At 71.0% G+C, this 17,636-nt stretch carries 17 protein-coding genes; 9 read left to right on the plus strand and 8 right to left on the minus strand.

Annotated elements, in window-relative coordinates; all coding sequences use genetic code 11:
- Positions 1–21: 21 nt before the first annotated feature.
- The 3 genes from cysS (at position 22) to ABFX51_RS26240 (ending at position 4,443) form a co-directional block, all read left to right on the plus strand.
- On the plus strand, positions 22–1,413 hold the full coding sequence (gene cysS / locus ABFX51_RS26230) for a cysteine--tRNA ligase (RefSeq protein WP_091514455.1): 1,392 nt from the start codon (positions 22–24) through the stop codon (positions 1,411–1,413).
- A gap of 5 nt (positions 1,414–1,418) precedes the next feature.
- Complete coding sequence (gene rlmB, locus ABFX51_RS26235) at positions 1,419–2,378, plus strand: 23S rRNA (guanosine(2251)-2'-O)-methyltransferase RlmB (RefSeq protein WP_091514457.1); 960 nt, start codon at positions 1,419–1,421, stop codon at positions 2,376–2,378.
- Positions 2,379–3,009: 631 nt separating this feature from the next.
- Entirely contained in the window at positions 3,010–4,443 is a 1,434-nt protein-coding gene (locus ABFX51_RS26240) for an MBOAT family O-acyltransferase (protein ID WP_091514460.1), read from the plus strand.
- Positions 4,444–4,451: 8 nt separating this feature from the next.
- Here ABFX51_RS26240 and ABFX51_RS26245 read toward each other — a convergent pair whose 3' ends face one another.
- Positions 4,452–4,742 carry a hypothetical protein gene (locus ABFX51_RS26245; RefSeq protein WP_346055204.1) on the minus strand — a complete coding sequence of 97 codons (291 nt, stop codon included), beginning with the start codon at positions 4,740–4,742 and terminating at the stop codon, positions 4,452–4,454.
- A 170-nt stretch (positions 4,743–4,912) separates the two neighbouring features.
- On the opposite strand from ABFX51_RS26245, the gene ABFX51_RS26250 reads away from it, so the two are divergent.
- Positions 4,913–5,461 carry a hypothetical protein gene (locus ABFX51_RS26250; protein ID WP_346055205.1) on the plus strand — a complete coding sequence of 183 codons (549 nt, stop codon included), beginning with the start codon at positions 4,913–4,915 and terminating at the stop codon, positions 5,459–5,461.
- On the opposite strand, the gene ABFX51_RS26255 is transcribed toward ABFX51_RS26250, so the two are convergent.
- From ABFX51_RS26255 to ABFX51_RS26265, 3 genes are all read right to left on the minus strand, one after another.
- On the minus strand, positions 5,436–5,819 hold the full coding sequence (locus ABFX51_RS26255) for a VOC family protein (protein ID WP_091514467.1): 384 nt from the start codon (positions 5,817–5,819) through the stop codon (positions 5,436–5,438). The genes ABFX51_RS26250 and ABFX51_RS26255 overlap by 26 nt on opposite strands.
- A 10-nt stretch (positions 5,820–5,829) precedes the next feature.
- The gene (locus ABFX51_RS26260; RefSeq protein ID WP_091514469.1) at positions 5,830–7,470 is read right to left on the minus strand and encodes an APC family permease; all 1,641 of its coding nucleotides are present in this window, start codon (positions 7,468–7,470) and stop codon (positions 5,830–5,832) included.
- 207 nt (positions 7,471–7,677) lie between these two features.
- Positions 7,678–8,718 carry a coiled-coil domain-containing protein gene (locus ABFX51_RS26265; RefSeq protein WP_245783338.1) on the minus strand — a complete coding sequence of 347 codons (1,041 nt, stop codon included), beginning with the start codon at positions 8,716–8,718 and terminating at the stop codon, positions 7,678–7,680.
- A 211-nt stretch (positions 8,719–8,929) separates the two neighbouring features.
- Here ABFX51_RS26265 and ABFX51_RS26270 point away from each other — a divergent pair, with 211 nt between their 5' ends.
- Complete coding sequence (locus ABFX51_RS26270; protein WP_425425877.1) at positions 8,930–10,105, plus strand: DUF445 domain-containing protein; 1,176 nt, start codon at positions 8,930–8,932, stop codon at positions 10,103–10,105.
- A gap of 30 nt (positions 10,106–10,135) precedes the next feature.
- On the plus strand, positions 10,136–11,341 hold the full coding sequence (locus tag ABFX51_RS26275) for a DUF445 domain-containing protein (RefSeq protein ID WP_091514475.1): 1,206 nt from the start codon (positions 10,136–10,138) through the stop codon (positions 11,339–11,341).
- A 6-nt stretch (positions 11,342–11,347) separates the two neighbouring features.
- Here the strand turns inward: ABFX51_RS26275 and ABFX51_RS26280 are convergent, their stop codons facing one another.
- The 3 genes from ABFX51_RS26280 to ABFX51_RS26290 are packed head-to-tail and all read right to left on the minus strand — an operon-like array spanning position 11,348 to position 13,923.
- On the minus strand, positions 11,348–12,214 hold the full coding sequence (locus tag ABFX51_RS26280; protein WP_245783342.1) for a metal ABC transporter permease: 867 nt from the start codon (positions 12,212–12,214) through the stop codon (positions 11,348–11,350).
- A gap of 9 nt (positions 12,215–12,223) precedes the next feature.
- Entirely contained in the window at positions 12,224–13,024 is an 801-nt protein-coding gene (locus tag ABFX51_RS26285) for a metal ABC transporter ATP-binding protein (protein WP_346055206.1), read from the minus strand.
- Positions 13,021–13,923: a metal ABC transporter solute-binding protein, Zn/Mn family gene (locus tag ABFX51_RS26290; RefSeq protein WP_091514484.1), complete on the minus strand. Its 903-nt coding sequence runs from the start codon at positions 13,921–13,923 to the stop codon at positions 13,021–13,023. Before ABFX51_RS26290 ends, ABFX51_RS26285 begins: the two co-directional genes overlap by 4 nt.
- A 198-nt stretch (positions 13,924–14,121) precedes the next feature.
- On the opposite strand from ABFX51_RS26290, the gene ABFX51_RS26295 reads away from it, so the two are divergent.
- From ABFX51_RS26295 to ABFX51_RS26305, 3 genes are all read left to right on the plus strand, one after another.
- Positions 14,122–15,222, plus strand: coding sequence for a LacI family DNA-binding transcriptional regulator (locus ABFX51_RS26295; protein WP_091514486.1), 1,101 nt, complete (start codon positions 14,122–14,124; stop codon positions 15,220–15,222).
- Between the two features lie 79 nt (positions 15,223–15,301).
- Positions 15,302–15,796, plus strand: coding sequence for a beta-class carbonic anhydrase (locus ABFX51_RS26300; protein WP_346055208.1), 495 nt, complete (start codon positions 15,302–15,304; stop codon positions 15,794–15,796).
- Between the two features lie 10 nt (positions 15,797–15,806).
- A complete protein-coding gene (locus ABFX51_RS26305) occupies positions 15,807–16,694 on the plus strand; it encodes an HhH-GPD family protein (RefSeq protein ID WP_091514491.1) in 888 nt (295 codons plus the stop codon).
- Here the strand turns inward: ABFX51_RS26305 and ABFX51_RS26310 are convergent.
- The gene (locus ABFX51_RS26310) at positions 16,691–17,536 is read right to left on the minus strand and encodes an SDR family NAD(P)-dependent oxidoreductase (protein WP_091514493.1); all 846 of its coding nucleotides are present in this window, start codon (positions 17,534–17,536) and stop codon (positions 16,691–16,693) included. The two genes, ABFX51_RS26305 and ABFX51_RS26310, sit on opposite strands and share 4 nt — an antisense overlap.
- Positions 17,537–17,636 lie beyond the last annotated feature (100 nt).

Raw genomic sequence — 17,636 nt, forward strand, 5'->3', positions numbered from 1 at the left:
CGGGGCCCGTACCATTTCGGGGTGGCCTTACACCTCTTCGACACCGCGACCAGGAGCGTGCGGGAGTTCCACCCCGCCCGTAGTGGGACGGCGTCCGTCTACGTCTGTGGGGCCACCGTGCAGGGCGTTCCGCACATCGGGCACGTGCGGGGTGCGCTGAACTACGACGTGCTGCGCCGCTGGCTCGTCCACAGTGGACTGGACGTGCTGTTCGTGCGCAACGTCACCGACATCGACGACAAGATCCTCACCAAGGCCGCCGACGCGGACCGCCCGTGGTGGGAGTGGGCGTTCACCCACGAGCGTGCTTTCGAGGACGCGTACACCACGCTCGGCTGCCTGCCGCCCTCGATCGCGCCCCGCGCGACCGGGCACATCACGCAGATGGTCGAGCTGATGCAGCGCCTCATCGACAGCGGGCACGCGTACGCGGCGGGCGGTGACGTGTACTTCGCCGTCAGCACGTTCCCGGGGTACGGCGAGCTGTCGCGGCAGAAGCTCGACGAGGTGCAGCAGGGCGAGTCGCTCGGCGAGGGCAAGCGGGACCCGCGGGACTTCACGCTGTGGAAGAGCGCGAAGCCGGGCGAGCCGTCGTGGCCGACGCCCTGGGGCCCCGGCCGTCCGGGCTGGCACCTGGAGTGCTCGGCGATGGCGACGACGTACCTCGGCGCGGAGTTCGACATCCACGGCGGCGGCGTCGACCTGGTGTTCCCGCACCACGAGAACGAGCGGGCCCAGTCGAACGCGGCGGGCGACCCGTTCGCGCGGTACTGGCTGCACAACGCCTGGGTGACGCTGTCGGGCGAGAAGATGTCGAAGTCGCTGGGCAACACCGTGTCCATCGAGGCGATGCTGCGGAACTACCGACCGGTGGAGCTGCGGTACTACCTCGTGCAGCCGCACTACCGGTCCACGATCGAGTACTCGGACGGTGCGCTGTCCGAGGCGGCGCAGGGCTACCGGCGGATCGAGCAGTTCCTCCGCCGGGCCGTGAGCAGGCTGGGCGCGGTCGAGCCGGGCGCGCTGGCGCCGGAGTTCACCGCGGCGATGGACGACGACCTGTCCACCCCGGCCGCGGTCGCGGTGGTGCACAACGCGGTCCGCGAGGGCAACGCCGCACTCGACGGCGGGAACGACGAAGCGGCGCGGGAAGCGGCCGGTTCGGTGCGGGCGATGATGGGCGTGCTCGGGCTCGACCCGCTGGCGCCGGAGTGGGCGGAGAGCACGAGCACGGAGAGCCCGGCGCGGGACGCGCTGGCCGACCTCGTGGACGGCATGCTCGCCGAACGCCAGGAAGCCCGTGCGGCGCGTGACTTCGCGCGTGCGGACGCGGTGCGGGACCGGTTGCTCAAGGCCGGGATTTCAGTCGAAGACACACCAGATGGTCCTATGTGGACTGTGAGGGACGCGTAGGAACTATGGCAGGGAACTCGAAGCGCCGGGGTGCGATCCGCAATCCGGGGACGAAGAAGGGCGCCGTCAAGGGGTCCGGCGGGCAGCGTCGCAAGGGGCTGGAGGGCAAGGGCCCGACGCCGCGCGCCGAGAACCGGCCGGGGCACCCGGCGCAGCGCCGGGCGGCCGCCGCGGCGAAGGCGGCCGAGCGGGCTCGGGACAAGAAGGCCGAGGGGCCGGAGATCATCGCCGGGCGCAACCCCGTCGTGGAGGCGCTGCGGGCGGGCGTACCGGGTACGACGCTGTACGTGGCGCTGAACATCGACGCCGACGACCGCGTGAACGAGGCCGTGCGGATGGCGGCCGACAAGGGCATCTCGGTACTGGAGATCCCGCGCGAGGAGCTGGACCGCAAGACGAACCGGGCGGTGCACCAGGGGCTGGGCCTGCAGGTTCCGCCGTTCGAGTACACCCACCCGGACGACCTGCTCGCCATCGCCCGCGATTCCGGTGAGCCGCCGCTGCTGGTCGCGCTCGACGGCGTGACGGATCCGCGGAACCTGGGCGCGGTGGTGCGTTCGGCGGCGGCGTTCGGGGCGCACGGCGTGTTGTTGCCGGGGCGGCGCAGCGCCGGGATGACGGCGGTCGCGTGGCGCACGAGCGCCGGTACGGCCGCGCGGATGCCGATCGCGGTGGCGACGAACCTGACGCGCCAGCTGAAGGCGTGGGCGGGCGAAGGGCTGATGGTCGCGGGCCTCGACGCGGACGGTTCGGTGGACATCGACTCGATGGACCTGGCGACGGACCCGCTGGTCATCGTGCTGGGCTCGGAGGGCCGCGGCCTGTCCCGGCTGGTGCGCGAGACGTGCGACGTGACGGTGTCGATCCCGATGGCCGCCGGGGTGGAGTCGCTGAACGCCTCGGTGGCGGCGGCCGTGCTCCTGGCGGAAGTCGCCCGCAGGCGGCGGATCGCGGGCCGGATCTAGGGCTTTCGCTCCGGGCGGGGCTCGGTGGCTCGCGGCGGGTGACGAGGTCCGCGCTTCGGGCGGATCGCGCGCTTGGCGCCCCTCGCCCTGCTCGCACGCTTGAGGGCAGGGCGGCCGGTCGCTGCCCCGGGCGACGGTCTTCCGCTCCAGCAAATGCGGCCATCCCGGGCGGGGAATCCCGCCCCCCGGCGGCAGGCACTTGCTCCCGGCCGTTTCCTCAACAGCGCCGCCGCCTGCGGCAGGTGCTCCCGCTCGTGGCGGGCGCCACCGTTCCCAGGCAGGATTTCCGCTCGCGGCAATGCCACCCGGGCGAGGCTCCCGCCCCGTCACTCCCGGGGCGGCCCTCCGCCCCTGCGAACAAACCCCGCCTCCCGCCGACGCCCGGCCACCGCAGCCACTAACCCCGTCTCCCGTCCGCGCCCGGCCCCCGGCGAACAAACGCGCCTCCCGTCGCCAACCCGGCACCCCCGTCACCAACCCCACCTCCCGCCGACACCCGGCCACCCGAGCCACAGCCACCCACCTCCCGCCGATGCCCCCGATCCCTGTGAGGTCCAGGCCTTTTACCCCGGCGCGCGGCGTGCGTCGGTTAAGGTTCTCGGGCTGATCCTGATGGGGGGCCTCCGCACCGATGTCGTTCGTCTCGCCACTGTTCCTGTGGTACTTCATGCCGGCGTTGCTGCTCGCCGTGCTGGTGCTGCCGCGGAGCTGGCGCAACGGCATCGTCGCGGTCGCGAGCCTCGTCTTCTACGCGAGCGGCGCGGGCGCGTTCACACTGCTGCTGCTGGCGTGCATGGTGGTCAACTTCTTCGCGGGCACCGCGCTCGAACCGAACGAGTGGGACGTCCGCGCCGCCCGGCGGAAGCGGTTGCTGATCGGCGTGATCTGCTTCGACGTCGGCATGCTGGTGATCTGGAAGTACGCCGGGTTCGCGACGCAGCAGTTCGCGTTCCTGGCGCGGCTGCTGGGCGGCGACTTCCCGATCGTGCACCTCGCGCTGCCGATCGGCATCTCGTTCTTCACGTTCCACCACATCTCGTACGTCGTCGACATCTACCGCGGTGAGCGGCGGGCGTTGCGGAACCCGGTGTCGTTCGTGACGTACATCGCGATGTTCCCGCAGCTCGTGGCCGGGCCGATCGTGCGCTACCGGGAGATCGCGGACCAGCTCCCCCAGCAGCGGTCCCACCGGCTCGACGACATCGCGGCCGGCTTCCCGCGGTTCGCGCTGGGCCTGTGCAAGAAGACGATCATCGCCGACTCGCTGAACCCGATGGTCGAAGCGTGCTTCTCGACGCCGCCGGACAAGATGACGTTCGGGGTCGCGTGGCTGGGCGCGGTCGGGTACACGCTGCAGTTGTTCTTCGACTTCTCCGGTTACTCGGACATGGCGATCGGGCTCGGGCGGATGCTCGGGTTCCGGCTGCCGGAGAACTTCGCGCGGCCGTACTCGTCGGTGACGGTGACGGAGTTCTGGCGGCGGTGGCACATGTCGCTGTCGCGGTGGTTCCGGGACTACGTGTACATCTCGCTCGGCGGCAACCGGAAGGGCGCGGCGCGGACCTACCGGAACCTGTGCATCGTGTTCGTGCTGACCGGTTTCTGGCACGGCGCGAACTGGACGTTCCTGGTGTGGGGGTGCTACCACGGCGCGCTGCTGATCATCGAGCGCGCGTTCGGCTGGGACACCACCCCGGCCGCGCGCTGGCCCCGCCTCGGACGGCGGTTGCTGACGCTGGTGCTCGTGGTGTTCGGGTGGGTGTTCTTCAAGGCGCCGGACCTGCAGCAGGCGCTGACGATGATCGGCCACATGTTCCTGCCGGACTTCGCGGGCCTGACGGACGTCGTGTCGGCGGCGCTGACGAACCAGCGCCTGGTGATCCTCCTGCTCGCGCTGCTGGTGTTCGCCCTGCCCGCGCACCCCGTGACGGGCCCGCTGCTGGAGTCGTCGCGCACCCGCCCGGCGACCACGCTGCGGATCGGGGTCATGACGGCGGGCCTCGCCTACGCGACGATCCTGGTCGCGAACGGCACGTTCAGCCCTTTCCTGTACTACCAGTTCTGACGGCGGGGCTAGGCGTCCCTGACCTCGTCGACGTGGAAGTAGCCGACAGGACTGAACCCCTCGGTGACCACGACCACCGTGCCCGGCTCGATGTGGTACGGCCCGGTGTTCTCGACGACGAGCCAGCACGCTTCGGCTGGCGAGACCAGCACACCCGGGGTGACGTTGCGGAGCACGAACGAGGCCAGGCCGGAGTCGGCCGTCTGCGGCGGCACGAACGCGGTGGTCGCGTAGTCGACGTGCTCGTCCGCCCGCGGTGGTTCCGATCTGCGGCTGCCTTGCTCTGGCGTGAGCCACACGACTCGTCCACGAAACGGAAAGGGGATATCGTCCGCCAGCTTCGCCACGAGCGCGAGTATCCCAGTGGCTTCAGCCTCGTCCGACAAGCGATCCCGCGCATGACGGGCCACCCCGGCTTCTTGATCCAAAACGCCCCGCGCCCCTGCCCCTGTGGGCAAAGATGGTCCCCATGCACGTCACCCGCCGGAGGATGCCCGGCCAACTCGTCGGGTCGTTGGTCGCCGTCGTGTTCGGCGTGGTGTTCGTCGTGGTCAACAGTGGTGGGCTGCCCTCGCCGTGGCCGCTCGTGTCGCGGATCGCGGCCGCGGTCGTCGCCGTCGGGTTGCTCGTCGGGCTGCGCGGGGTCACGGCCCGGCCGGACGAGGGAAAGGGCTTCACCGACCGCCGTTACTGGCTCGTCGTCCTCGCGGAGGCCGTCGCCTTGTTCGGCGGGCTCGCGCTCATCAACGGCGTGTGGCGGCACAGCGAACTCGCCGTCGCGTGGATCGCGTTCGTCGTCGGGGTGCACTTCTTCGGGCTCGCCGTCGTGTTCCGGCTCCGCCGGTTCCACGCGCTCGGCGCGGTGCTGACCGTGCTCGGCCTCGCGGGGTTCGCGCTCGGCGCGGCAGGCGCCTCCGCGGCGACCATCGCGCTCGTGTCCGGGGTGCTGTCCGGCGCCGCGCTGTTCGCGACCGTCGCGGTGTCGCTGCGCCTCACACCGCCGGCAACCGCCGCTTGAGCAGGCAGAACTCGTTCCCCTCCGGATCGGCGAGCACGTGCCACTCCTCGGTGCCCGTCTGGCCCACGTCGGCGCGCACCGCGCCCAGCGCGAGCAGCCGCTCCAGTTCCGCGTCCTGCTCACGGTCCGTCGGGTTCACGTCCAGGTGCAGCGGGAGCTTGCCACGCTTGGGAGCCGCCGAAGGGCTGAGCACCAGCGTCGGCTGCGGCCCGCCGAACCCGACGCCCGGCGGGCCGATTTCGATGCTCCCGTCGTCCTCCCTGCCGACCTCCACGTAGCCCAGCACCGCGCACCAGAACGCCGCCAGGCGCTCGGGATCACGGACGTCCAGTACGAGTTCGCTGATCCGGCAGGCCATGCGGGACAACCTACCCGTGCGCGACGAGTTCCTCGGTCTCCCGCTCGATCGCCGCACGCACCTTGTCCGTGGACACGGCCAGCGCCACCGCCCAGTAGAAGACCACCAGGCTGAACACGATCACCACGACCAGGTCCCACCACTCCGGCAGCGCCTTGAGCTCGCCGCCGTCGCCGTACCGGCCGAGCCACGCGATCAGCACCATCCCGCCCAGCCAGACCGGCACCCACGTCACGGCCTTCCAGTCCACCGGCAGGCGGTCGGCGGGCTTCGTCGTGGCGCGGGCGATGAGGAACAACACGAAGCCCACCACGATCGCGATCATGATCTTCCACGTGATCTCGAACCCGGTCCAGTAGATGATCAGGTTCGCCGCCACGAACCCGGCGGGCGCGAGCACGTGGCCCGCCGGCGCGCGGTACGGCCGCGTGCGCTCCGGGTCCCGCTTGCGCAGCGCGATCATCGACACCGGCGCGAACGCGTACATCAGCGCCGTCGCCGACGTGATCACCTCGACCAGGTCCTGCCAGCTGGGGAACGGCAGGAACATGATCTCGCCGACCACGAACGACAGCAGGATCGCCCACACCGGCACCCCGCGCACGCTCAGCTTGCCCAGCTGCTTCGGCAGCACCCGCTCCTTGCCCATCGCGTACGACAACCGCGACGACGTGCCGAGGTAGAGCAGACCGGTGCCCGCCGGGGAGACGAACGCGTCCGCGTACAGGATGTACGCCAGCCAGCCCGCGCCGGCGAGCGTCGCGAGTGTCGCGTATGGACCGAACGAGCCCTGCGTGATCGGGTTGTCCCAGTTCTTCGCGATGGACGCTGGGTCGAGCGAACCGATGAACGCGATCTCCAGCAGCAGGTAGACGATCGTGCCGATCACCATCGCCGTGATGATCGCGCGCGAGATGTCCTTCTGCGGGTTACGGGACTCGCCACCCAGCTGCACCGCCTGCTCGAAACCCTGCAGCGCGAACACGACACCGACCGGCAGCGCCGCGAACACCCCGTGCGCACCGGACGGCGCGAACCCTCCGCCCGCCGTGAAGTTGCCGGGGTGGAACCGCAGCGACAGCAACACGACCACGGTCAGCACCGGGACCGCGACCTTCCAGATCACCGTCGCCGAGTTGCTCTCCGACAACAGCTTCACGCCGACCAGGTTGATCACCGTGAAGACCAGCATCAGCAGGGAAGCCCAGGCGAACCCGCTCGCCGTCAGCGTTTCCCCACCGGTGTGCAGCAGGTTCAGGTGCTGTTTGACCCAGGTGATGTTGTCCAGGTACTGCAGGCTCGCCTCGACCTCCACCGGCGCCAGCGCGACCGCCTGCAGCCACGCGACCCAGCCGCCGGCGAACCCACCGAGCACGCCGTAGGCCAGCGCGGGGAACCGCGCCGTGCCACCCGCCATCGGGTACGCGGCGCCCAGCTCGGCGTGCACCAGCGCGAGGGTCGCCATGATGACCGCGGTCAGGACCCACGACAGCAACGACGCGGGGCCGGCCACCTTCGCGGCTTTCAGCGCGCCGAGCAGCCAGCCGGATCCGATGATCGAACCGAGCGACACGAACATCAGGCCGTAGAAGCCGACCGACCTGCGCAGGTGCGGAGTACCTGCTTTCGTGGACTGGACGGGTTTGACCATGGAAAGCCTCGCTCCCGAATTCACCACCGGCGATGATGGCGAACTCTACGGGACGGCGGAATGGTGTTTCCCCCGCAGGTGGGTTTTGGCCGAGGAATTCGGACTTCTCGTTAATAGCGGACAAACCGCAGGTCGGGGCCCATCCGGGAACGAAAAAGCCGCCTTTCCGCGTGAGCGAAAAGGCGGCTGCGAACGGGAAATGGGACGTCAGGCGGGCACCTTCGGCGATTCCTCCGCCGGCACGAGTTCCTTGAGCGCCTCCTGCAGCGCGGAATGCGTCGCGGTGAGCCGTTCGGTGACCTCGCGCTTGAATTCCGCGGCCTGCGTGCGGTTGTGCTCGGCCTCGGCCAGCTGCTGCTCGGCGTCGGCGACGAGCACCGCGGCGCGCTCCTCCGCCTCGCGGGTCTGCGTGGACAGGCGCTCCTCGGTGGCGGACACCTTCGCGGCGAGCGCCTCCTCGGTCTCGCGGACCTTGGTGGACAGCGATTCCTCGGTGTCGCGGACCTTCGTGGCCAGCGACTCCTCGGTCTCGCGGACCTTCTTGCTCAGCGCTTCCTCGGTGGTCGAGACCTTGGTCGCGAGCTGCTCCTCGGCCTCGGCGATCTTGAGGGAGAGCTCCTCCTCCGCCTTCTGCTCGGCGGCGGCGCGGCGCTGGTCGGCCTCGGCGTCGAGGCGGGCGCGCTCGGCCTCGGCCTCGCTGTTGAGCCGCTCGATCTCGGCACGCGCGTTCGCCATCAGGTCTTCGTGCTCGGCCTTGAGCTTCGCGGTGAGCGCCTGGTACTCGGCTTCCAGCTCGTTGCGCCGCTCCGCGATCTCGGCCTCGCGCTCGGAGACCCACTTGTCGGTCGCCTTGCGGGTGTCGTGGTCGTACTTGTCGGCCTCGGCGCGGATCTGCTCGGCCTGGTTCTCCGCCTGCTGGCGCAGCTCGGCGATCTCCTCCTCGGCCAGCTGCATCATGGACCGGACGCGCTCGGTCATGGTGGCGGCGCTGTTGGGGTCGCTGGCCATGCGCGACAGGGCGGCCTTGGTCTCGGCCAGCTCCTGCTGCGCGTAGCTGAGGGCCTTCGTCAGCTCGGACACCGAGGACACCGCGTCGTCGCGGGCCTGGGCGAGCTCCTTCATCTCGGCGGCGAGCTGGTTGAGGCGCTCGTCGACCGGTACCCGGTCGTAGCCGCGGAAGACGAGCGGGAAGTGGGGGTTACCGACGGACGGTTCCGTCGACTGGATGGGGGACTGGGCAGGGGGCATGCGGCGACCTTAGTGGGTCCGCTCGCCGGATTCCATACCGCCATTCGAACGCTTCACTCACGGTGGATGGACCATGCACGTGCGGCCGAGCCGCCCAGTACGCCGGGCCCGGACCGCCGGTTACGGTTGCCGCGGGAGCCGGGAGGGGGAGCGGGTGGAACTGCAGCGGATCGTCGCGGACCTGGGCGCGCACTGGCCGGTCTACGTCACGATGCCGTTCGTCGCGGCGCTGATCGGGTACGTCACCAAGCGGGTCGCGATCGAGATGATGTTCCGGCCCATCGAGTTCGTCGGGATCCCCCCGTTCCTCGGCTGGCAGGGCGTGCTGCCCGCCAACGCCGAGCGCATGGCCACGACCGCGACCCAGACCCTCACCCGCAACCTCGTCGACCCGAAGGAGGTCTTCTCCCGGCTCGACCCGGACGAGCTCGCGAAGCAGATCGAGGGCCCGCTGCTGGAGGTCGTCGAGGACGTCACGCGCGAGGTGATGGAGCAGTACCAGGCGCGGCTGTGGGAGGCGCTGCCCGAGGGCGCCAGGCAGCTGCTGCTCAACCGCGTGCGGGCGGAGTCGCCGAAGGTGATCGCCAAGATCATGCGCGAGATCTCGCACGACGTCGACGAGGTGCTGGACCTGGAGCACATGGTCGTGAAGAACCTCGTGCGCGACAAGGCGCTGCTCAACCGCCTGATCCGGAACATCTCGCGGCCGGAGATGCGGTTCATCGCGCGCTCCGGGCTGGTGTTCGGGTTCGCGCTGGGCATCGTGCAGCTGGTCGTGTGGGCGGCGACGAAGTCCCCGATCGTGCTGCCGTTGTTCGGGCTCGGCATCGGCTGGTTCACCGACTGGCTCGCGCTGAAGATGATCTTCCTGCCGCGCGAGCCGCGGGAGTTCTTCGGCCTCTACACCTGGCAGGGCGTGTTCCAGAAGCGGCGGGACCAGGTCGCGGCCGACTACGGCGACATGATCGCGCGGGAGATCATCACGATCCCGAACCTGCTGGAGGAGGTGCTGCGCGGCCCGCGGTCCGACCGGCTGTTCCAGATGATCACGCGTGAGGTGCAGCGCACGATCGACACGCAGGCGGGGCTGGTCAAGCCGCTGGTGGTCGCGGCGGTGGGCAGCCGGCGGTACCAGGAGATGAAGCAGGCCGCCGCGATCAAGGCGGCCGAGCGAGTGCCGGACACCATCCGCTACGCCGAGGAGTACGCGGTCAACGCGCTGGACGTGCGGAACACGATCGTCGAGCGGATGCGGCGACTGTCCCCTGTGGAGTTCGAGGGGCTGCTGCGCCCGGCGTTCCGGCAGGACGAGTGGAAGTTGATCGCGGTGGGTGCCGTCATCGGCGGTCTCGTGGGCGAACTGCAGGTACTGCTCCTGCTGCACTAGTCTCCCGGAGAAAGGGAGGGAGGTCAGGAGGTGGCGCAGGACCTCGCCGCGCACTGGCCGGTGTACCTCCTGATCCCGTTCGTCGCCGCGCTCATCGGTTACCTCACCAAGCGCGTCGCGATCGAGATGATGTTCCGCCCGCTGGAGTTCGTCGGCATCCCGCCGTGGCTGGGCTGGCAGGGCGTGGTGCCCAAGCACGGCGGGCGGATGGCGGCGATCGCCACCGAACTGCTCACGTCGAACCTGCTCGACCTCAAGGAGATCTTCGCCCGCATCGAGCCCGCCCGGCTGACCGCGGAGATCGAGCAGCCGCTCCTGCGCGCGATCGACGACATCACCCGCGACGTGCTCGCCGAGTACCAGCCGAGGTTGTGGGAAGCACTGCCGGCGATGGCGCAGGAGCTGGTCGTCAAGCAGGTGCAGGCGGCGGCGCCGCGGTTCGTCCAGGACCTGGTGACGGACCTGCGGGAGAACCTGGACGAGGTGCTCGACGTCAAGCACATGGCCGTCCAGCGGCTCACCCGCGACAAGGCGCTGCTCGTCCGGCTGATCCGCGAGACCACGCGGCCCGAGATGGCGTTCATCGCGCGCTGCGGCAGCTACTTCGGTTTCGGGCTCGGGCTCGTGCAGGCCGTCGTGTGGGCGCTGACGAAGAACCCGTGGGTGCTGCCGGTGTTCGGCGGCTGCATCGGGCTGTTCACCGACTGGCTCGCGATCAAACTGATCTTCCTGCCGCGGGAGCCGGTGCGGGTGCTGGGGCTGACCCTGCAGGGCAAGTTCCAGCGGCGCCGCCGCGAGGTCGCGCGCGAGTACGGCGAGGTGATCGCGCGCGAGGTGCTCACGACGCGGAACCTGCTCGACGCGATCCTGCGCGGTCCGCGCGCCGACCAGATGGTCGCGATGGTGCGGCGGGTCGTGTCCAAGGCCGTCGACGAGCAGGCCGGGCGACTGGTGTCGCTGACGGTCGGCGCGCCACGGCTGCGGGAGCTGAAGACCGCGGCGGCCGACCGGGCGGTGGCGCTGCTGCCGGACACCGTGCGGCACGCCGAGGGCTACCTGACCGGGGCCATGGACGTCGCGCACGTCGTGGAGCGGCGGATGCTCGCGCTCAGCCCCCGCCAGTACGAGAACCTGCTGCGTCCGGCGTTCCGGCAGGAGGAGTGGAAGCTGATCGCGGTGGGCGGGGTGATCGGTTTCCTCGTCGGGGAGCTGCAGGTCCTGCTGATGCTGCACTGAGCGGCGTCAGCCTGCCGGTGCCGGCGCGAGCTCCGGTGCGGCGACCTTGCCCGCGCGGCCGCGGCGGTACGCGATCACCCGGCACACCAGGTAGATCAGGAACGAGATCGCCGTGACGAAGGCGCTCACCGGGACCCCGGGCGCCAGCGACAGCACGATCCCGCCCAGTGCGGCGGCCTCCGCGAACACCACGGCCAGCACCGTCGCGCGCCAGGGGCTCGCCGTCACGCGCATCGCGGCCGCGGCCGGGGTCACCATCAGCGCCACCACCAGCAGCGAGCCGACGATCTGCACGCCGAGCGCCGTCGCGATGCCCACCAGCACCGCGAACACCACCGACAGCACCCGGCCCGGCACACCACGCGCGGCCGCGACGTGCGGGTCCACGCTCGCGAACAGCAGCGGCCGGTAGATCCCCGCGAGCACGAGCAGCACGACCACCGCCGCGGCGACCAGCACCACGATGTTCGTCGTGTCGATCGAGACGATCTGGCCCACCAGGATGCCGAACTTGTTCGACGTGCGCCCCGGGTAGAACGTCAGCAGCAGCACCCCGAGCCCCAGCCCGAACGACAGGATCACGCCGATCACCGAGTCGCGATCGGACTCCCGGCCGCCGAGCAGGCCCAGCAGCAGCGCCGCCAGCACGGACCCGGCGAGCGCGCCGTACTCCACGCCGATGCCCAGCAGCAGCGCGCCGGCCGCGCCGGTGAACGCCAGCTCGGCCGTCCCGTGCACGGCGAACGACATCCGCCGCGTCACGATCAGCGGCCCCAGCACACCCGCGACGAGCCCGAGCACCGCCGCCGCCAGCAGCGCCGTCTGCACGAACGGCTGGGCCAGCAGCTGCCCGGTCAGCCCGAAGTCGAACATCCGGTCCACTCAGGACACCCGCTCTTCCGGTTCGAGGTGGTGCGCCTCGTCCTCGCACAGCGCGCTCTGCGCACCGGCGATGTGGATCTGGCCGCCCACCCGCAGCACCTCGATCTTCGTCCGGTACAGCTCCGACAACGTCTTCGAGTTCATCACCTCTTCGGGCGTGCCGATCCGGAACCGGCCGTCCACGAGGTACAGCACTCTGTCCACATAGGACAGAACGGGGTTCAGCTCGTGGGTCACGAACAGCACCGCCGTCCCGGCCTCGCGCCGCCGCCGGTCGATCAGCGCGCTCACCGCGCGCTGGTGCCCGAGGTCCAGCGACAGCAACGGCTCGTCGCACAGCAGCACGTCCGGGTCGCCGATCAGGGCCTGCGCGACACGCAGCCGCTGCTGCTCGCCACCGGAAAGCCGGCCGACGGGCGACTTCGCGTACGCCGACGCGCCGACGGAGTCGATCGCGGCCGCGACACGGCGCCGCCGCTCCCGCAGCCCACGCAGGCCGAGACCCCAGCGGTGCCCGTCGAGCCCCAGCCCGACGAGGTCGACGCCACGCAGGGTGAGCGCCTCCTGCATCGCCCGCTGCTGCGGCACGTACCCGACCGGGTGGTCGCTCGCGATCCGCCAGGAACCGGCGGACAGCGGCTGCAGCCCCAGCAGCACCTTCAGCAGGCTCGTCTTGCCGGACCCGTTCGGCCCGAGGATCGCGACGAACTCGCCGGGCTGGACGCTCAGGTCCAGCCCGGACCACAGCGTGCGCCCGCCGAAGGCCAGGCTCGCGCCGGAGATCTCGACTGCGGGACTCAAGAGTTCAGTGCTCCTGCCAGTGCGTCGACTTCGCTGGTCATCCAGGAAATGTAGTCCGTGGCACCGGCGGGCAGCGTCTCGGTCACGTCCACCACGGGCAGTCCGGCCTGCTTCGCGTTGTTCACCACCTGCTGCGTCACCGGCGTGACCGTCTGCGCGTTGTTGACGACGGCCTTGACCTGCTTGCCCGAGATCAGGGCGTTGACCTCGGCCAGCGCGGCGGCCGGGACGTCGCTCTCCTCCTCGACGGCCTCGGAGAACTCGTGCGGCGTGGCGTCGGTGACCTTCGCGGTCTCCAGCAGGTAGTGCGCGACCGGTTCGGTGGCGATGACCTTGCTGTCCGGGTGTGCGGCGCCGGCCTGCTCGGTCTTCGCCTGCAGCTCGGCCACCTTGGTCTTGAACGCGTTCGCGTTGGCGGTGAAGGTCTGGGCCGCCGAGGGGCGCAACTGCCCCAGCTCGGCGGCGACCTGGTCGGCGACCTTCTGGACGGAGGCGAAGCTGTACCAGACGTGCTCGTTCTCATCGCCCGTCGCGGCGATGTCGTACGCGACCAGCTTCTTGGCGTTCGTCGCCTGGTCGGCCAGCTTGGTGAAGAAGTCGTCGTAGCCGCCGCCGTTGGCGAGCGTCAGCTGCGCCCGCTGCGCGGCGAGCGCGTCCTGCGGGGTGGTCTCGTACGAGTGCGGGTCGGCGGCCGGGTCGTGGATGATCGACGTGACCTGCACCTGGTCGCCCCCGACGGCCGACACCACGCTGCCCCAGACGTCGGTGGACGCGACGGCCTCGACCTTCCCGCCGCTGTCGCCCGCGGTGTTACCACCACCACACGCGGCGAGCGCCAGCACCAGTGCGGTGGCGGCGGAGGCCAGGCCGATCAGGCGCGGCAAACGACTGGAACGCATCACGACTTCTCCCGAAAGTGGCAGGTAGCGGCACCGTCAGTAGTTATTGGAAACGGTTTTCGAGTTCACCTTACGCTACCGGGTGACGATCTTGGCAAGCCGGGTTACGGCTGTCTGAACGCCGCGTTGCGGGCAGCACTTCCCCCACGTGCTCCGCGCCGACTTCAGGAATCCGTTCTGAACCGTTACGGTTCCCTCATGGGGCGTCCTATGCGCATGAGGCGACAGGCGACGTTGGCGTCGCTCGCCGCGGAACTCGGCGTGTCCAGGACCACGGTGTCCAACGCCTACAACCGGCCCGACCAGCTCTCCCCCGAACTGCGCCGCCGCGTGCTGGAGACCGCCCGCCGCCTCGGTTACCCGGGCCCCGACCCGGTGGCCCGCTCGCTGCGCACGCGCAAGGCCGGCGCGGTCGGGCTGCTGCTCACCGAGAACCTGTCGTACGCCTTCCGCGACCCCGCCGCCATCGGCGTGCTCGAAGGGCTCGCGCTCGCGTGCGAGGACGCCGGCGTCGGTCTGCACCTGGTGCCCGCCAGCCCCGGCCGCGACGACGTCGCCGCCGTGCACCGCGCGGGCGTCGACGGGTTCGTCGTCTACTCGGTGCCGGACGACGACCCCCACCTGGCCGCCGTGCTGGCCCGCCCGGTGCCCACCGTGATCATCGACCAGCCGCAGGTCGACGGGCTCGACCGCGTGGGTCCCGACGACGCGGCGGCGATCACGAAGCTCGCCGAGCACCTCGTCGGGCTCGGCCACCGGCAGGTCGGCGTGCTGTGCATGCGGCTGGGCCGGGACCGCAACGACGACTTCGTGTCGCTGGAACGCCAGCGCACCGCGCACTTCCACGTGCAGCGCACCCGGCTGGAGGCGCTCGCGACCGCGTTCGGCAAGGCCGGGGTGGACTGGGCGACCGTGCCGGTCGTCGAGCGCTTCGAGCACACGGTGGACGAGGGCGCCTCGGCGGCCCGGCAGCTGCTCGGCGCGTACCCGCAGGTCACGGCCCTGATCTGCACCTCGGACATCCTCGCGCTCGGCGCGCTCGCCGAGGCGGAGCGCCGCGGCCTGCGCGTGCCCGCCGACCTGACCGTGACCGGGTTCGACGGCATCGCCGAGGCCGAGCGGCTCGGGCTCACCACCGTGCACCAGCCGGTGCTGGAGAAGGGCCGGGCCGCGGGCAAGCTGCTGCTCGCCGCGGGTGAGCACGTCAACCCGAAGGTGATCACGCTCGAGACCGAGCTGCGCATCGGCACGACCTCCGCGCCGCCGCGCACGATGGAGGAGCACTGGTTCGGACCGTGATGTTCGTCGGTCCCGATTGCCCCGTGCCCGCCGGCCAGGTCAAATGGAGCAGGCCGACACCGATGCCGGGAAGAGACGGATGACCGCGATCGAGGAGCTGCTCAAGCGCCACCAGGAGCTCGAGGACAGGTTGCGGGGTGACCGTTCCTCGCCGCAGCCCTCGCTGCACGTGGCGATCCTGACGTGCATGGACGCCCGCATCCGGGTGTTCGAGCTGTTCGGCCTCATCCAGGGCGAGGCGCACATCCTGCGCAACGCGGGCGGCGTCGTGACCGACGACGTGATCCGCTCGCTCGCCCTGTCCCAGCGCAAGCTCGGCACCACCGAGGTGATCATCGTCCAGCACACCACGTGCGGCCTGTCGATGGTGACCGAGGACGACTTCAAGGACGAGCTGGAGCAGGACACCGGGCTGCGGCCGACGTGGGCGGTGGAGGCGTTCCGCGACGTCGCCGACAGCGTGCGCACCTCGATGCGGCGGGTCAAGCGCAGCGCGTACCTCCCGCACACCGACAACGTGCGTGGTTTCGTCTACGACGTGCACACCGGCGACCTGACCGAGGTCGACGGCTAACCTGGGCGCCGTGCCGATCGACGCCGAAACCCTGATCGACTGGTTCGACCGCACCGCGCGCGACCTGCCGTGGCGGCGGCCCGAGTGCACCGGCTGGGGTGTGCTGGTCAGCGAGATCATGCTGCAGCAGACGCCCGTCGCACGCGTGCAGCCGATCTGGGAGGAGTGGCTCGCGCGGTGGCCGGTGCCGTCCGCGCTGGCCGCCGAGAGCCAGGGCGAGGTGCTGCGGGCGTGGGGCAAGCTCGGCTACCCGCGCCGGGCGCTGCGGCTGCACGCGGCCGCGTCGGTGATCGCGGCCGAGCACGGCGACGTCGTACCGTCCGATGTGGACACTCTGCTCGCGTTGCCCGGCATCGGCGCGTACACCGCGCGGGCCGTAGCGACGTTCGCCTACGGCAAGCGGGCGCCCGTGGTCGACACCAACGTGCGGCGCGTGGTGGCGCGGGCCGTGCACGGTGCCGGGGACGCCGGGCCGCCGTCGACCACCCGCGACATGGCGGACGTCGAGGCGTTGCTGCCCGTCGAGGAGGCCCGTGCGGCGCGGTTTTCCGCCGCGCTGATGGAACTCGGGGCGCTGGTGTGCACGGCCCGCTCACCGAAGTGCGCGGACTGCCCGATCTACGACACGTGCTCGTGGCAGCGGGCGGGGCGGCCGGCGTACGCGGGCCCGGCGAAACCCGTGCAGAAGTTCGCGGGCACGGACCGCCAGATCCGCGGCCGGTTGCTGGACGTGCTGCGCGGTACGCCGGAGCCGGTGTGGAAGGAGAAGCTGGACGTGGTGTGGCCGCAGGACGCCGGCCGCCGCGACCGGTGCCTGGCGTCGTTGCTGACGGACGGCCTGGTGGAGCAGATCCCCGACGGCCGTTTCGCCCTGCCCGGCGAACACGCGGCGAACTAACCCGCCCGGAGCACGCGTTCGGTGAGCCCCCGGGCCGCTGCGACCAGCTCGGGCGTGAGCGGGGCGGTCAGCGCGTTGGCAGGCGCGAGATCGGCATCGAAGACGGTGCCGGTTTCCAAGCCCGGGGCGGTCGCGGCGTGGATGATCGGGGCGATCACCTCGGCCGCCGGCCGCTGCACCCCCTGCCACACGGTGTCCCAGAGCGGACGCAGCGGCGGGGGCAGGATCTCGGGCTCCATCTCCGCGGCGTTGGGTGTCGCGGCGGCGCCGGGATCCGCGGCGAACACCGAGACGCCGGTGCCCCGCAGGCGCTCGGCCAGTTCGAGCACCGCGGCCAGGTGCGCGAGCTTGGCCCGGCCCGAAACGGCCATCCCGTAGTACTCGCCCGGCACGTCCACCTCGTCGTACTCCGGCACGCCGAGCGTCATCGCGGCGGTGATGGAGGACGACGTGACGTCCACGATCCGGCTCGGCGCGCCTGCCTGCAACGCGTCCAGCAGGGCCTCGGTCAGCACGAGCGGCGAAAGGTGGTTGAGCGCGAAGGCCGCCTCGATCCCGTCCACCGTTTCCCAGCGCCGCACCCACATGCCGCCCACGTTGTTGATCAGCAGCCGCAACGGTCCCTCCGCCGCGAGCCGGGCGCCGAGCACACGGACCTCCGCGAGCGACGACAGGTCGGCTCGCAGGAACCGGGCATCCCGGCCGAGGCTGTCGGCCACCCGCTTGCCGCGCCACTCGTCGCGCCCCACCACGGTCACCGCGTACCCCCGCCGTGCGAGCTCCCGCGCGACCTCCAGCCCGATGCCGCCGGTGCCCCCCGTGACGACCGCCTTCTCCGCCATGTGCGCCCTTCCGTCCGCGGGGCGGCTGATCTGCCCCTCGGGGCCAGCTCAGCAACGCGGGGGACGGTCGGGCCAAGTCCCGGGTGACATGGTGCGATGC

It is taken from the genome of Amycolatopsis dongchuanensis (assembly GCF_039542405.1).
In the GTDB taxonomy this organism is placed as follows: domain Bacteria; phylum Actinomycetota; class Actinomycetes; order Mycobacteriales; family Pseudonocardiaceae; genus Amycolatopsis_E; species Amycolatopsis_E sacchari.